This is a genomic window from Bacillus sp. FSL K6-1218 (assembly GCF_038006445.1).
GTDB lineage: Bacteria > Bacillota > Bacilli > Bacillales > Bacillaceae_G > Bacillus_A > Bacillus_A thuringiensis_S.
This window is the reverse complement of sequence record NZ_JBBOVE010000001.1, coordinates 4,016,895-4,032,448: the sequence shown is the minus strand read 5'-3', so window position 1 is coordinate 4,032,448 and position 15,554 is coordinate 4,016,895. Positions and strand designations below refer to the sequence as shown.

Below are 15,554 nucleotides of genomic sequence, written 5' to 3'. Positions count from 1 at the left end.
AGTTGTTAGAAAAGGAAGAGGTATGCTATACTATTTTTGTGAAACAAATTGAACAGAAAACTTATCATTTGTTAAAAAATAAGGTATGATGGATAAAAATAAAGTGAAGCTTTCTAAGTATAATATAATGTGGAAAGTGAAGAACTTCACGCTTTTTAAGGTGTGTATATATTTTATCTCTAGAGTGGTAGGAAAGTAGAGGGGGAAAATCATGACAAAGCTGCAACGTATTCAAAAAGTATTGGTAGCTAACCGTGGAGAGATTGCAATTCGTGTGTTTCGAGCTTGTTCGGAACTAGGATTAAAAACAGTTGCAATCTATTCTAAAGAGGATAGTGGTTCTTATCATCGCTATAAAGCCGATGAGTCCTATTTAGTTGGGGAAGGAAAAAAACCAATTGATGCTTATCTAGATATTGAAGGCATTATTGAGATTGCAAAAAGTAATCATGTAGATGCAATCCACCCTGGATATGGTTTCTTGTCAGAAAATATTCAATTCGCGAAACGTTGCGAAGAAGAAGGAATTATCTTTATCGGTCCGAAAAGTAAGCATTTAGATATGTTTGGAGATAAAGTGAAAGCAAGAACACAAGCGCAGCTAGCACAAATCCCAGTTATACCTGGTAGTGATGGTCCAGTAGATTCATTAGAAGAAGTCGAAAAATTTGCTGAAAAGTATGATTACCCGATTATTATTAAAGCGTCCCTTGGTGGTGGTGGTCGTGGTATGCGTATTGTGCGTACTAGTGAGGAATTAGGAGAATCATATAATCGAGCGAAATCAGAAGCGAAAGCAGCCTTTGGTAATGATGAAGTTTACGTCGAAAAATTCGTTGAAAAACCTAAACATATAGAAGTACAAATTTTAGCAGATGAAGAAGGCAATGTTGTTCATTTATACGAGCGTGACTGTTCTGTACAACGTCGTCATCAAAAAGTTGTAGAAATAGCACCGAGTGTATCACTTTCAGATGATTTGCGTCAGCGTATTTGTGATGCTGCTGTGAAGTTAACGAAAAATGTAAACTATTTAAATGCAGGAACAGTAGAATTCCTTGTAAAAGATGATGAGTTTTACTTCATTGAAGTAAATCCACGTGTTCAAGTAGAACATACGATTACAGAAATGATTACAGGAGTAGATATCGTTCAATCACAAATTTTAATAGCTGATGGACATTCATTACATAGCAAAATGGTAGGTGTGCCGAAGCAAGAGGAAGTAGTTGTGCATGGATTTGCAATTCAATCTCGTGTAACAACTGAAGATCCTCTAAATAATTTTATGCCGGATACAGGAAAAATTATGGCGTATCGATCAGGCGGTGGTTTTGGTGTGCGTCTTGATACAGGAAATAGCTTCCAAGGTGCAGTTATTACACCGTACTACGATTCTTTACTTGTAAAAGTTACAACTTGGGCACTTACTTTTGAGCAAGCAGCTGCAAAAATGGAACGTAACTTAAAAGAATTCCGTATTCGTGGTATTAAAACAAATATTCCATTCCTAGAGAATGTAGTAAAACATAAAAACTTTTTATCAGGAGAATATGATACTTCGTTTATTGATGTGTCACCTGAACTATTCTTGTTCCCAAAACGTAAAGACCGCGGAACGAAAATGTTAAATTATATTGGTTCAGTAACAGTAAATGGCTTCCCAGGAGTAGGGAAAAAAGAGAAACCAATTTTTCCAGATGCTCGTATACCGAATGTACTACACTCAGAGCCAATCCAAAATGGCACGAAACAAATTTTGGATGAGCGTGGAGCGGACGGATTAGTAAATTGGGTACAGGATCAAAAACGTGTACTTTTGACGGATACAACATTCCGTGATGCACATCAGTCATTACTTGCAACTCGTATTCGTACAAAAGATTTACATCAAATTGCAGAGCCAACAGCGAGAATGTTACCGAACCTATTCTCAGCGGAAATGTGGGGCGGTGCAACGTTTGATGTTGCGTATCGTTTCTTAAAAGAAGATCCATGGGAACGATTACTAGATCTTCGCGAAAAAATGCCGAACGTGTTATTCCAAATGTTACTTCGTTCTTCAAACGCAGTTGGATACAAAAACTATCCAGATAATTTAATCCAAAAATTTGTGGAATGTTCTGCTCAAGCTGGCATTGATGTATTCCGTATTTTTGATAGTTTAAATTGGGTAGAAGGCATGAGAGTTGCAATTGATGCTGTACGAGATACTGGTAAAATTGCAGAAGCAACAATGTGCTACACAGGAGATATTCATGATCCATTACGTAGTAAATATGATTTGAATTATTATAAAAACTTAGCAAAAGAGTTGGAAGCATCGGGAGCTCACATTTTAGGTATTAAAGATATGGCTGGCTTACTAAAACCAAACGCAGCATATGATTTAGTTTCAGCATTAAAAGAGACGGTATCAATTCCGATTCACCTGCATACGCACGATACGAGTGGAAATGGTATATTAACGTATACGAAGGCAATTGAAGCAGGTGTTGATATTGTCGATGTAGCGGTGAGTTCTATGGCTGGTCAAACGTCACAACCGAGTGCGAACACATTATTCTATGCACTAGGTGGAAATGAAAGACAACCAGATGTTAATATCGATTCTTTAGAAAAGCTATCTCATTATTGGGAAGATGTACGCAAATACTATGCACCGTTTGAAAGTGGTATGAATGCACCTCACACAGAGGTATATATGCATGAAATGCCAGGTGGACAGTATAGTAATCTTCAGCAACAAGCGAAGGCGGTTGGTTTAGGAGATCGCTTCGATGAAGTGAAAGTAATGTACCGTCGTGTGAATGACATGTTTGGAGATATTGTAAAAGTAACACCGTCATCAAAAGTTGTTGGCGATATGGCATTATTTATGGTTCAAAACCACCTGACAGAACAAGATGTTTTAGAGCGTGGACATGCTTTGGACTTCCCGGGATCTGTTGTTGAAATGTTCTCTGGTGATTTAGGTCAACCGTACGGTGGTTTCCCGAAAGAATTGCAAAAGATTATTTTAAAAGGGAAAGAGCCGTTAACAGTAAGACCAGGTGAGCTACTAGAGCCAGTAGATTTCGACGCGTTAAAAGAAGAATTATTCCATAAACTTGGACGCGAAGTAACAATTTTTGATGTAGTTGCATATGCATTATATCCAAAAGTATTTATGGACTATGAAAAAGTTGCTGAGCTTTATGGAAATGTATCTGTACTTGATACACCGACGTTCTTCTATGGTATGAGACTCGGTGAAGAAATTGATGTGGAAATTGAACAAGGTAAGACATTGATGGTTAAACTTGTATCAATTGGAGAACCACAGCCGGATGGAAATCGTGTCCTTTACTTGGAATTTAATGGTCAACCACGTGAAATTGTCGTGAAAGACGAGAATGTGAAAGCAACAGTTGCACAACGTGTGAAAGGAAACCGTGAAAATCCAAATCACATTAGTGCAACAATGCCAGGAACGGTAATTAAAGTAGTTGTAAAAGAAGGCGATGAAGTGAAAAAAGGCGATTCTATGGCAATTACAGAGGCGATGAAAATGGAAACGACAGTTCAAGCGCCGTTCAATGGTAAAGTGAAAAAAGTATATGTTAACGATGGTGATGCAATTCAAACGGGTGATTTACTTATTGAATTAGATCACTAAAATAAAGAAAAGAGCTGTGTAAATACAGCTCTTTTCTTTATTGCAAAAAATCCCTTGCCGAATTGGCAAGGGATTTTAGTTTTAAATTATTTTGTTTGTTTAGAAGTTGATCCGGCTTCTTTTGCATTCACTTTACTTCTTGTTCCTAACATAACTAAATAGCATAGTACGGCAAACAAGCAAGAAATGAATAGAGAATGTAACAATGCCATCGCTAAACTAGCGTTTGTAAATACAACTAAAACTCCTACTACAGCTTGAAGTGTAACAAGGATAAATGAAATGATCCATCCCCAATATACTACAGGTTGCTGCTTGTAATGGCGAATAGCGAGAATCATCGCGTATAGTATCCAAGCGAAAATTAACATCGCTGCAACTCTATGGCCCATTTGAACCCATTCATGTAGTTGAGTTGGCATAGGTCTGTTTTTGCTACATAAAGGAAAATCTGGACAAGCTAAGCTAGCTCGTTCGTGACGTACTAAAGCACCTGTGTAGACGACGATATAACTGTAAATTGTTACACCATAAATATGAAATTTCATTTTTTTGTCCATAATAAGTGAACGTGCATCAAATTTTTGGTCAATTTCAAAGATAAGACACGTTAATAAAATGACAGAAGCAAATGAAATTAAGGAAATACCGAAATGGATAGCAAGTACAGCTGGCATTTGTCCCCAAACAACTGCTGCTGCTCCCATTAATGCTTGTGCAACTAAAAATACGAAGGATAAAATTGCTAACGTTTTTGTTTCACGCACATGTTTATAATATTTCCAGGACAAAATACAAAGGAGAGTGACAAGAATTCCAGCTGATCCTGATGTTAATCGGTGGCTAAGTTCAATAATAGTTTCCATTGATAAATTAGATGGAACAAATTCACCGTTACAAAGTGGCCATGATTTACCACAACCTTGACCAGAACCTGTTTTTGTAACTAAAGCGCCTCCTAATAAAACTATTAATAAATCAAGGCTTGTAATGACTGCTAACCATTTAATAAAGCGTTGCAATCTCTTTCACCATCTTTCTGCTATGAAGTTATTGCGAAATATTTTCATTCCATTATGTATAGAATAAAACGCGCTAGTTCCTATGATATATAAAAAATAATAAAATAGCAAAGAAATGGAGGAGGAAGACAAGGGAGAGAAAATAGGTGTGAAAACAGGGTTCGCAAGGAAAAATTTAGGTGAAAAATAGGCTATTTTGAAAAGAAATGGGGAGAATACGTGTTAAATAGGAGAAAATAGTTTATTATAGAATGTAACATCATGTTATGATAAGGACAAGTGAGAATGAAGTTTTTTATATTCGACACAAAAAGTTCATGTTTTCTTCACAAAATGTTCGGGAAATATGATTTAATATATTGGAGTATGGGCGTAGATTAGTAGTAGAATGGGTTAACAATGTTTCTACTGTAATAATATTGCTATATAGAAGCGAATTATTTCATTTGAAATAGGCGCAAAAAGAAAGATGAAAGTTTTAAGAGGGGGTTAGAGTGATGAACCATGCAACAAGTGAGCTGCATGATGAGTCCGCTGTTACAAGTGTACCGGAAACAACTCGGTTACAAGATTTATCAGCACTCGTTAAAATGGGGATTGTAAACTCAAATACACTTACTGTATTTACAGGATTTTGGTTGGCGTTACACTTTAATGGATTAAGTGTGATGGACAATCTGGATAAGCTATTTTTTACAATCGTTGGTTCTGGATTAATTATGGCGGGGGTATGTTGTTTAAATAACTACATCGATAGAGACATCGATCCGTTAATGGAAAGAACAAAGACTCGTCCAACGGTTACTGGAAAGTATAAACCAGGATTTGCACTTACATTTGGACTAGTTATATTACTTCTTGGATTTGTATTCTTATTATTAACAACACCAATGGCAGTTTTAATGGGATTTATTGGTGCTTTCACATATGTTGTCCTATATACTTTATGGACAAAGAGAAAGTATACACTAAATACTGTTGTAGGTAGTATATCTGGAGCAGTTCCACCTTTAATTGGATGGGCAGCAATCGATCCATCTTTAGGTCATCCAATTGCTTGGATGTTATTTTTAATTATGTTTATTTGGCAAATCCCACATTTCCTTGCATTAGCGATGAAACGTGTTGATGAATATCGAAATGCAGGAATTCCAATGCTTCCTGTAGTTCATGGATTTGAAATTACGAAACGCCAAATTATGATTTGGACAGTATGTTTATTACCACTACCATTTTATATGAGTGGACTAGGGATAACATTTATGGTAATTGCAACACTGCTTAACATCGGATGGATCGCTTTAGGATTTTATGGCTTCCGTAAGAAAGATGACATAAAATGGTCCGTGCAAATGTTTGTTTATTCCCTAAATTATTTAACAATCTTATTTGTATCAATGATTGTAGTTACATTCTTCTAAGACAACGACATAATTGGATTTCTTTACGTTGAGATTTACTTTACTTAACTATAAAGTACAATCTAATTCACAAGGAAAGTGGGGGTTGTTTGTATGAAGAAACAGTGGCGACTGCTTTCGTTCGTTTCACTGCTGGCTTTACTGTTAGGGGGATGCGGTAAAGCCTTTCAATCTACTTTAATTCCGCAAGGAGAAGTAGCAAAAATGCAATATGATTTACTTCTACTGGCGAGTGCAATCATGGTAGGAGTAGTACTAGTAGTTACTATTATTTTCTTGTATGTAATTGTGCGTTTCCGACAAAAGAAAGGTCAGGAAGATTATATTCCAGAGCAAGTTGAAGGGAATCACAAACTAGAAATTATATGGACAGTTATTCCGATTATTCTTTTACTAATCTTAGCTGTTCCAACGGTTACATATACATTCAAACTTGCTGATGTAAGTGCGATGGAGAAAAAGAATATTGATAAAGATACTATCGTTGTTGATGTAACAGCGAATCTTTATTGGTGGGAATTTTCTTATAAATCAGAAAAGATAGTAACTTCGCAAGATTTAGTCATCCCCACAGGTAAGAAAGTATATTTAAATTTGAAGGGTGCCGATATTAAACACTCATTTTGGGTTCCATCTTTAGCTGGGAAAATGGATACAAATACAGACAATGTGAACAAAATGTGGTTAAAGGCAGATAAATCGGGCACTTATAATGGTTTTTGTACAGAATTTTGCGGCCCATCACATTCTTTAATGCAATTTAAAGTGAAAGCTTTAGATGAAAGCGAGTACAAAAATTGGCTTGCTGATATGAAGAAGATTGATGGGAAGAAAGAAGTAGCTTCAACAAAGGCGCAAGAGGGCCAAGAAATATTTAATAAAAGCTGTATTGGTTGTCACGCAGTTGGATCTAATGATAGTAGACCACCTTCCGCTCGTATCGCACCAAACTTAGCAAACTTTGCGGATCGCGATATGGTTGCCGGTATTGCCGAAAACAATGAAGAAAACTTAAAAAAATGGCTGAAAGATCCTGAAAATATGAAGCCAGGAAACAAAATGACTGGCAAATATGGCAACTTAACGGATGATCAAATTGATGCATTAAATGCATACTTACAAACGTTAAAAGTTGAAAAGTAAAGAGGGATTATTCGCGAAGGGGAGGTTGAAAACGTGAGTTCTGTAGCAAAAAAACAGGGGATGGGTGCTGTCATATGGGATTATTTAACGACAGTAGACCATAAAAAGATTGCCATTCTCTATTTAATTGCAGGTGGATTGTTTTTTGTAATAGGCGGAATAGAAGCTCTATTTATTCGCCTTCAATTAGCGATTCCTAACAACGCTTTTCTTGTTGGGGATGCTTATAATCAAGTATTGACGATGCACGGTACAACAATGATTTTCCTCGCAGCTATGCCACTCGTGTTTGCATTTATGAACGCCGCTGTACCACTTCAAATTGGTGCACGTGATGTAGCGTTCCCGTTTTTGAATTCACTCGGATTTTGGTTATTTTTCTTTGGTGGAGTATTTTTAAATTTAAGTTGGTTTTTAGGTGGAGCACCTGATGCAGGATGGACATCTTATGCATCTTTAGCTTTAGCCTCTAAAGGTCATGGTGTTGATTTCTATGTACTCGGTTTGCAAATCTCAGGTATTGGTACATTAATTGGAGGTATTAACTTCCTTGTAACCATTATTAATATGCGTGCGCCAGGAATGACGTATATGCGTATGCCGATGTTTACATGGACGACATTTGTAACATCTTCGCTTATATTATTCGCTTTTCCACCGTTAACTGTAGGATTAGGACTTTTAATGTTAGATCGTTTATTTGGAACAAGTTTCTTTAATCCAGCATTGGGCGGGAATACAATTATATGGGAGCATTTATTCTGGATTTTCGGTCATCCAGAAGTATACATTCTTATACTCCCAGCTTTCGGAATATTCTCAGAAATATTCGCGACATTTTCGAAAAAACGATTGTTTGGTTATTCATCGATGGTGTTTGCGACTGTATTAATTGGATTTTTAGGATTTATGGTATGGGCGCATCATATGTTTACTGTTGGACTTGGTCCAGTTGCTAATGCTATTTTCTCAGTTGCAACAATGGCGATTGCGGTTCCGACTGGTATCAAAATATTCAACTGGCTCTTTACAATGTGGGGCGGAAGTATTCGTTTTACGACACCAATGATGTGGGCAGTAGCTTTCATTCCATCATTCGTAATGGGTGGAGTTACAGGGGTTATGCTAGCATCTGCACCAGCTGATTATCAATTTCATGATAACTATTTCGTAGTAGCACATTTTCATTATGTAATCGTTGGCGGTGTTGTATTTGGTTTACTTGCAGGAGCTCATTATTATTGGCCACTGATGTTTAATAAAGTATTAAATGAAACATTAGGAAAGATAACGTTTTGGCTATTCTTTATTGGTTTCCATTTAACGTTCTTTATTCAGCATTTCCTTGGCTTGATTGGTATGCCGCGCCGTTACTACACATATCTTGAAGGGCAAGGGTTGGAAATGGGGAATATGATTAGTTCTATTGGAGCGGTGTTTATGGCTCTTGGGACTATTGTTCTTCTATTCAATGTAATTAAAACGACAGTATCAAAAGAAAAAGCTGGTCGTGATCCGTGGGATGCACGTACATTAGAATGGACAATGCCAGCACCGACACCAGAATATAACTTTAAACAATTACCATTTGTTCGCGGATTAGATCCGTTTTGGATTGAAAAACGTGAAGGTAATAAAGAGATGACAGCAGCGGAACCAGTTGGTGATATTCATATGCCAAATCCTTCGTTTTCACCATTTGTCATTTCTTTCGGATTGTTTATAGCGGCATTTGGTGCAATGTATATGCAGGGTGGAAAAGATAAGTTCTGGTTATTAGTAGCAATTATTGGTTTAATCATTACATTTGGCGCAATGTTCCTACGTTCAGTAATCGATGATCATGGATATCATATTCATAAAGAAGATTTAGATGATAAGGGGGGCAAGGCATAATGCATGTAGATGAAAAATTAACGAATGAAACATTTCCAGCAGAGCCTGAAAAAGCAACCCTTGAAGGGAAAAATAAGTTTGTCGGTTTTTGGTTATTTCTTGGAGGCGAAACAGTGTTGTTCGCTTCCTTATTTGGCACATATTTAGCGTTAAAGAATTCTACAAATGGTGGACCAACATCTCAAGAGATGTTCCAAATGCCACTCGTTTTCATTATGACGATGCTTTTATTAACGAGTAGCTTAACGAGTGTATATGCGATGTATCACATGAAAAACTTTAACTTTAAGAAAATGCAACTTTGGTTACTAGTAACTGTATTGCTAGGTTTAGGGTTTTTAGGGTTTGAGATATATGAGTTTTATCATTATACACATGAATTTAAGCATACTATGAGAAGTAGTGCGTTTGGCTCTGCGTTTTATGCTCTTGTTGGTACACATGGACTCCACGTATTGTTTGGGTTATGTTGGATTTTAACATTAATCTTTAGAAATGCGAAGAGAGGTCTAAATTTATACAATGCACCGAAGTTTTATGTTGCATCGATTTATTGGCACTTTATTGACGTAGTTTGGGTGTTTATTTTCACTGTAGTATATTTAATGGGAATGGTGGGATAAACAATGGCGATAAAGCAAACGAATAATCCTAAAGTTGATCTTGTTTATCGGAAGAGAAAAAGTGCGGAGGAAATGAAGCATCAAGTTATTACGTTTGCATTAATGATTTTTTTAACATTAGTTGCATTTGTAGCGGTGGCGTATCCAAAAACTTTTAGTCCGACTTTCTCTGTTCCATTTATTTTACTATTAGCAGTCGTACAAGTAATTTTTCAATTGTATTATTTTATGCATATGAGTCATAAAGGACATGAAGCAGCAAGTTTCTTTCTATACTCTGGTCTGCTAATAGGGTTAATTACAATTTTAGCATTTATGACAATCGTCTGGATTTGAAAAGTGAAAAATAAGGGAGCTTGTGTTGTCACAGCTCCCTCTTCATATTATGGATAACCTTACGAAGGTAGGTGTGAAAATGAGTAACTTGTGGATATTTGGTTTTCAGGCTTTATGGAGTCCAATCTTTTTAATATTTATGCTGTCGATTCTTATTGGGTACTTCTTAATTGTTGGTCCATATAGAATGCGATTTGAAAATGCGACGAAGGTAAGTAAGAAGCAAATTTTTTATTTTACGACTGGTATTGTTCTTTTGTATTTTGTAAAGGGAGGGCCAATTGATTTAATTGGCCATATTATATTTAGTGCTCATATGTTTGAAATGGCGGTCATGTATATTGCAGTGCCACCGTTACTGTTGCTTGGTATACCGATTTGGTTATATCGTTACATTACTTCTTTTAAGTTCGTTCAAATTATATTAAAGGTATTTGCTAAACCACTTATTGCGTTGTTTGTATTTAACGGCCTGTTTTCTTTTTATCATTTACCAGTTGTTTTTGATACGGTAAAACAAAGTCAAATTGCTCATCCTATTTGTCTCGCTATATTGTTTTTTACAGCAATCATGATGTGGTGGCCGATGTTAAATCCATTACCAGAATATCAAACGTTAAGTGATATAAAGAAACTTGGTTACATGTTTGCTAATGGTATATTATTAACGCCAGCTTGTGCGTTAATCATTTTTGCGACAGCCCCATTATTTGCAACGTATACGGATCCGGCTGCTTGGATGAAAGCGATGGAACTATGTGTACCAGCGGGCACTTTATCAGATTTAAATATAACGGGACCGGAATTTTTGCACTGGATGCCAGTAGTACAAGACCAGCAAACTGGTGGTATCATAATGAAAATTGTCCAGGAAATAGTGTACGGTACAATTATAGGCTATGTATTCTTTAGATGGGCACGTAGAGAACGTGAAAAGGATAAGGAGCAGTTGCAACAATTGCCGCCGTATTTACAAACTAAGTAAAAAAAGCGTATGGGATTCCATACGCTTTTTTTACTTAGTTTTACCGTTTATAAAAGATTGAATTTTCTAATTATTTATGTTAAGTTAGTGTAGGCGTGTACTAAAAGTGGATATAAAATTTACTACTAGCTTTCATGCGTAATAATTCCATATGTAGTGCAAGTTTTTTAGAGAGTTACAAATATATATTGTTATCTTTAATAAACACGAACTATTTTAAGGGGGAATTTAAATGGGTAGTAGTGGAAGTATGGTAAAGCCGATTAGTGGTTTTTTGACAGCGCTAATTCAATATCCAGTACCAGTAGTAGAGTCACGTGCAGACATTGATAAACAAATTCAACAAATCATAAAAACAATTCATTCGACCAAATCAGGTTACCCTGGATTAGAATTGATAGTATTTCCTGAATATAGTACACAAGGGCTCAATACAAAAAAATGGACTACAGAAGAATTTTTATGTACAGTGCCTGGGCCAGAAACCGACTTATTTGCTGAGGCATGTAAAGAATCTAAAGTATATGGTGTTTTTTCGATAATGGAAAAAAATCCTGGTGGAGAGCCATATAATACAGCAGTTATTATTGATCCACAAGGTGAAATGATTTTGAAGTATCGTAAGCTAAATCCTTGGGTACCAGTCGAGCCTTGGAAAGCTGGAGATTTAGGCTTACCTGTTTGTGATGGACCTGGAGGAAGTAAATTAGCTGTTTGTATTTGTCATGATGGCATGTTCCCTGAAGTAGCTCGTGAAGCGGCCTATAAAGGTGCAAATGTCTTAATTCGTATTTCTGGATATAGCACACAAGTTAGTGAACAATGGATGCTAACTAATCGTTCAAATGCATGGCAAAATTTAATGTATACATTGTCGGTAAACTTAGCGGGTTATGATGGTGTATTTTATTACTTTGGTGAGGGACAAGTATGTAATTTTGATGGGACTACTTTAGTACAGGGACATCGAAATCCTTGGGAGATTGTTACTGCTGAAGTATATCCAGAACTAGCAGATCAGGCTAGATTAGGGTGGGGATTAGAAAATAATATATATAATTTAGGCTCAAGAGGTTATGTAGCAACTCCTGGTGGGGTGAAAGAAAATCCATATACGTTTGTAAAAGATTTAGCTGAAGGTAAATATAAGGTTCCTTGGGAAGATGAGATTAAAGTAAAAGATGGATCTATTTATGGATATCCAGTAAAAAAAACGATTCATTCTTAGGGAAGGGAAATAAAACAAGCGCATCATATTGATGCGCTTGTTTTTGTTAATCAATAATTTGAAATTCTTTTAACTCTTTTTCGACATTTTGTAGGAGTTGTTCGCTTTTTTGAAGTACGTTCGTTGGGAAAGTCTCATCATCACCATATTCAACGCCGTGAGGATAATAATGTTTTCCTAATAAGGGGGGGAGTAGTTTTACTTCAGCGTGTCTACTGCCGATGTCACCTTCAACAGCAACTCCTTGCACTCGTAAATAATAAATATCCTTTAATATTTCAAATTTATAATCGTATGTAACCCGTTCATAATCCCACTGTCCAGCAAGTACGAAGTGGTTGTTTTCCATGATTTCAGTTAAAAGAGTTAATTCAACGACGGCTCCATTAAATTTCGTATTTGTAAATTGCATATAATACCTCCTTTTTTAATGTTACACCATTATTTTTATAATAGTATGAATAATGAGAAAGTGCAATTCATATTGAGAGAAAAGGGATAATCCAGACTTTTTTCACGAAAATATGATATAGTGAAAAGAGTACGGTACACACAAAAAGAAAGAAAAGGATTTGTGTATATCTCAATTTTATGTTTTGTTCAGGAGGTATATCGTTTGAAGAAATTATTGCGTATCGTAATGATTACATTTTTAATTTTAGCTGTTGATTTATACGGAAAATTACTCGTTTCACAATATATATTAACCCCATCTCAATCAAAGCAAGAAAATAAAATTGTGAAAAAGAAAAAGCAAATTAAGGAAGACTCCTCAGATACTGTTTTAAATATGATTGGTGAAGACTCTGAAAATTTATTGGCGAAGTGGGGAGAACCCTCTCGAATAGAGCCGTCTGCATACGGATATGAATGGTGGGTATACAATCAGGATTTAACTCAGTATGCTCAATTTGGAGTTTCTGAACGTAAAGTTGTAACGGCGTATGCTGCTGGTGAACAAGTTAAGGTTCCACCTTATTATATAAATGAAAAATATGAAGAAGTATATAAAAAAAGTCCGCCTTCGCATGAAATTTCATTAAAAAGAGGGAAAAATAATTATCAATTTGAACTATCTGATACCGAAGTCATGGAACAACCGTTAATACCTGTAGAAGATGGATGGGCGCAATTGTATTTTGATCAATTTACACATGAGCTTGTGGGTGTTCGTTATATGGATGATGAAACATTATTACGCCAAAAACCGTATCAGCTCGTTTATTCAGGTGAATTAATAGCAGAACAACCATTGACTCCAGAAAAAATAAAACAAGTAGAAAATGGGAATATGCAACAAATTTTTGATTTAACAAATATCATTCGAAGTCGTCATAAATTATCATTATTAACATGGGATCAGGAAACAGCAGATGTTGCTGTTGGTCACAGTAAAGATATGAAAGACAATAATTATTTTTCTCATGACTCACCTACATTAGGTACGCTAGGAGATCGTTTGCAACGCGGGAAAGTAGGATTTCAACTTGCTGGTGAGAACATAGCGGCGCAACATAGTGATGGAATTGCGGCAGTGCAAGGTTGGTTAAATAGTGAGGGGCATAGAAAGAATTTATTAAATGAACAATTTACAGGATTAGGTGTTGGTGTATACGATAAATTTTATACACAAAACTTTATTCGAAAATAAAGCGAAACTGTAAGCGGTGGGGTGTTATATTACCTAATTAGTTACTTCGTATTCACTGAATTGTAGGTGGGAATCTGACCGTATGCAAATAGCAGAAAAAAAGGTGCATGAATCGTCTGAAAATAGGCGAACCATGCGCCTTTTTTTTCTTACTATATAGTAGATATACATGGAGAGGTGAGGATTATGCCAACAACAAAAGGACCGTTACATCCATCGGTTCAACAGTTTAAAGAATTTGTAAACCATCACCCTAAAATGGTTCATGAGGTTAGAAGTGGTCACAAAACATGGCAACAATTTTATGAAGAATGGTACTTACTTGGTGAAGAAGATCCAATATGGGCAACTTATAGACCGGATGGAGCGCCTGCGTTTTCTTCGGTAAAAGAAAATAAAAAAGAAAAAGATAATCGAACTGAAGAGGAAAAAACTGCTGATGTGATGGGGCAAATGCTTTCTTTTTTTAAAAAGTTGGACGTGGAACAAATGCAGAACCATTTAGCCAATGTGACGAGTGCTATTGGGAGCGTGCAACAAGTTATTCAGCAATTTCAAGGTAACCGTACGCAGCAAGAACAAAGTACTTCAGAAAATAACCCGTTTTTCTTTCAAAAGGATTAGGGGGAAAGATGATGAGAGCAGAAATTATGGAGTTTATAAAGGCTGATGAGGATTTATCTCGCTATATTAGAGAGCAACCGTACTGGTATAGAAAATTAACACGAAATCCTGAAGAAAAAGAGGCTTTTGAGTTAGCGGCGATGCAACATTTCAAAAAAACAATACCAGATAAAGTGGAAAAGTTTCAAAATCAATTGGCCGTTGCTTCGATTATGATTGATATGTTTCAGTATATGAAGCAACAAAATGCAACCTAATTGGAAGTGAAAAATATGTCCGTCATGCAGAACTTTTGTTACAATAGAGGTTGATTATTTAAAAAGGAGTTGCAGCATGACGGAAATTTGTTTAGTACGACATGGACAAACTGATTGGAATTTTCAAGAAATTATTCAAGGGCGAGAAGATATTCCGCTTAATGAAGTTGGTAAGAAGCAAGCGAGTCAAAGTGCAGCTGCTTTACAAGAAGAAACGTGGGATATCATTATAAGTAGCCCATTAATTAGAGCGCAAGAAACGGCTAGTGAAATCGCAAAGGCGGCTGGATTACAATCGATTTTATTAGATGAGCGATTTGTTGAACGGAATTTTGGAGAAGCTTCAGGGAAGCCAGTTGCGGCTGTTAGAGAGTTGATTGCTGAGGGGAAAGTAGAAGGTATGGAGCAAGATGAAGAGATTGTAGCTCGTTGCTTTGCTGCTTTAGAAGATGTTGCAACAACTCATTTTGGCAAACGTATTATTATTGTTGCTCACTCACACGCGATAAAAGCGATTTTACATGCCATTGAACCAGATGAAATTACATTTAAGACACCATTAAAAAATGCGTGTATTAGTTATGTGAAACAAAATAGTGGGAAATGGGATGTTCTTAAATATAATATAGCGGAACATATTAATGTATAAGTGTGTACGGATATAGTGTGAAAATAGTTTCATTATATCTTTCTTTTGAGTAAGTCACTTC

14 protein-coding genes are annotated in these 15,554 nt (G+C 36.1%); 12 read left to right on the top strand and 2 right to left on the bottom strand.

The features are described from left to right. Window positions 1-211: 211 nt before the first annotated feature. Entirely contained in the window at window positions 212-3,658 is a 3,447-nt protein-coding gene (pyc, locus tag MHI26_RS20365) for a pyruvate carboxylase (RefSeq protein ID WP_000164059.1), read from the top strand. Between the two features lie 86 nt (window positions 3,659-3,744). Here the strand turns inward: pyc and ctaA are convergent, their stop codons facing one another. Continuing rightward, window positions 3,745-4,680: a heme A synthase gene (gene ctaA, locus MHI26_RS20360; RefSeq protein ID WP_001188745.1), complete on the bottom strand. Its 936-nt coding sequence runs from the start codon at window positions 4,678-4,680 to the stop codon at window positions 3,745-3,747. 497 nt (window positions 4,681-5,177) lie between these two features. On the opposite strand from ctaA, the gene ctaB reads away from it, so the two are divergent. From ctaB to MHI26_RS20325, 7 genes are all read left to right on the top strand, one after another. Next, on the top strand, window positions 5,178-6,101 hold the full coding sequence (gene ctaB / locus MHI26_RS20355; RefSeq protein ID WP_001015060.1) for a protoheme IX farnesyltransferase: 924 nt from the start codon (window positions 5,178-5,180) through the stop codon (window positions 6,099-6,101). Window positions 6,102-6,194: 93 nt separating this feature from the next. Then, the gene (coxB, locus tag MHI26_RS20350; RefSeq protein WP_000745273.1) at window positions 6,195-7,244 is read left to right on the top strand and encodes a cytochrome c oxidase subunit II; all 1,050 of its coding nucleotides are present in this window, start codon (window positions 6,195-6,197) and stop codon (window positions 7,242-7,244) included. A 60-nt stretch (window positions 7,245-7,304) separates the two neighbouring features. Further along, entirely contained in the window at window positions 7,305-9,140 is a 1,836-nt protein-coding gene (ctaD, locus tag MHI26_RS20345; protein WP_153577875.1) for a cytochrome c oxidase subunit I, read from the top strand. Next, a complete protein-coding gene (ctaE, locus tag MHI26_RS20340; RefSeq protein WP_000557861.1) occupies window positions 9,140-9,763 on the top strand; it encodes a cytochrome c oxidase subunit III in 624 nt (207 codons plus the stop codon). Before ctaD ends, ctaE begins: the two co-directional genes overlap by 1 nt. A gap of 3 nt (window positions 9,764-9,766) precedes the next feature. Then, on the top strand, window positions 9,767-10,099 hold the full coding sequence (ctaF, locus tag MHI26_RS20335) for a cytochrome c oxidase subunit IVB (protein ID WP_000985703.1): 333 nt from the start codon (window positions 9,767-9,769) through the stop codon (window positions 10,097-10,099). A 79-nt stretch (window positions 10,100-10,178) separates the two neighbouring features. Continuing rightward, window positions 10,179-11,084 carry a cytochrome c oxidase assembly factor CtaG gene (ctaG, locus tag MHI26_RS20330; protein ID WP_061666433.1) on the top strand — a complete coding sequence of 302 codons (906 nt, stop codon included), beginning with the start codon at window positions 10,179-10,181 and terminating at the stop codon, window positions 11,082-11,084. Between the two features lie 232 nt (window positions 11,085-11,316). Then, entirely contained in the window at window positions 11,317-12,312 is a 996-nt protein-coding gene (locus tag MHI26_RS20325) for a formamidase (RefSeq protein ID WP_061666354.1), read from the top strand. A gap of 46 nt (window positions 12,313-12,358) precedes the next feature. On the opposite strand, the gene MHI26_RS20320 is transcribed toward MHI26_RS20325, so the two are convergent. Further along, window positions 12,359-12,724: a YugN family protein gene (locus MHI26_RS20320; protein ID WP_001160944.1), complete on the bottom strand. Its 366-nt coding sequence runs from the start codon at window positions 12,722-12,724 to the stop codon at window positions 12,359-12,361. 204 nt (window positions 12,725-12,928) lie between these two features. Here MHI26_RS20320 and MHI26_RS20315 point away from each other — a divergent pair, with 204 nt between their 5' ends. The 4 genes from MHI26_RS20315 to MHI26_RS20300 all read left to right on the top strand — a co-directional run bounded on the left by MHI26_RS20315 (window position 12,929) and on the right by MHI26_RS20300 (window position 15,493). Beyond that, complete coding sequence (locus MHI26_RS20315; RefSeq protein WP_000735373.1) at window positions 12,929-13,963, top strand: CAP domain-containing protein; 1,035 nt, start codon at window positions 12,929-12,931, stop codon at window positions 13,961-13,963. A gap of 186 nt (window positions 13,964-14,149) precedes the next feature. Continuing rightward, on the top strand, window positions 14,150-14,587 hold the full coding sequence (locus tag MHI26_RS20310; protein ID WP_001143346.1) for a YlbD family protein: 438 nt from the start codon (window positions 14,150-14,152) through the stop codon (window positions 14,585-14,587). Window positions 14,588-14,598: 11 nt separating this feature from the next. After that, complete coding sequence (locus MHI26_RS20305; protein WP_001200990.1) at window positions 14,599-14,844, top strand: YlbE-like family protein; 246 nt, start codon at window positions 14,599-14,601, stop codon at window positions 14,842-14,844. Between the two features lie 76 nt (window positions 14,845-14,920). Continuing rightward, window positions 14,921-15,493, top strand: coding sequence for a histidine phosphatase family protein (locus MHI26_RS20300; RefSeq protein ID WP_000134948.1), 573 nt, complete (start codon window positions 14,921-14,923; stop codon window positions 15,491-15,493). Window positions 15,494-15,554: the final 61 nt, after the last annotated feature.

Bases quoted from the DNA above. Each gene is read 5' to 3' on its own strand.
- MHI26_RS20305 (WP_001200990.1), top strand. From the start codon at position 14,599: ATGAGAGCAGAAATTATGGAGTTTATAAAGGCTGATGAGGATTTATCT.
- MHI26_RS20310 (WP_001143346.1), top strand. From the start codon at position 14,150: ATGCCAACAACAAAAGGACCGTTACATCCATCGGTTCAACAGTTTAAA.
- MHI26_RS20300 (WP_000134948.1), top strand. From the start codon at position 14,921: ATGACGGAAATTTGTTTAGTACGACATGGACAAACTGATTGGAATTTT.
- ctaB (WP_001015060.1), top strand. From the start codon at position 5,178: ATGAACCATGCAACAAGTGAGCTGCATGATGAGTCCGCTGTTACAAGT.
- coxB (WP_000745273.1), top strand. From the start codon at position 6,195: ATGAAGAAACAGTGGCGACTGCTTTCGTTCGTTTCACTGCTGGCTTTA.
- ctaF (WP_000985703.1), top strand. From the start codon at position 9,767: ATGGCGATAAAGCAAACGAATAATCCTAAAGTTGATCTTGTTTATCGG.
- ctaE (WP_000557861.1), top strand. From the start codon at position 9,140: ATGCATGTAGATGAAAAATTAACGAATGAAACATTTCCAGCAGAGCCT.
- ctaG (WP_061666433.1), top strand. From the start codon at position 10,179: ATGAGTAACTTGTGGATATTTGGTTTTCAGGCTTTATGGAGTCCAATC.
- MHI26_RS20320 (WP_001160944.1), bottom strand. From the start codon at position 12,724: ATGCAATTTACAAATACGAAATTTAATGGAGCCGTCGTTGAATTAACT.
- ctaD (WP_153577875.1), top strand. From the start codon at position 7,305: ATGGGTGCTGTCATATGGGATTATTTAACGACAGTAGACCATAAAAAG.
- MHI26_RS20325 (WP_061666354.1), top strand. From the start codon at position 11,317: ATGGGTAGTAGTGGAAGTATGGTAAAGCCGATTAGTGGTTTTTTGACA.
- pyc (WP_000164059.1), top strand. From the start codon at position 212: ATGACAAAGCTGCAACGTATTCAAAAAGTATTGGTAGCTAACCGTGGA.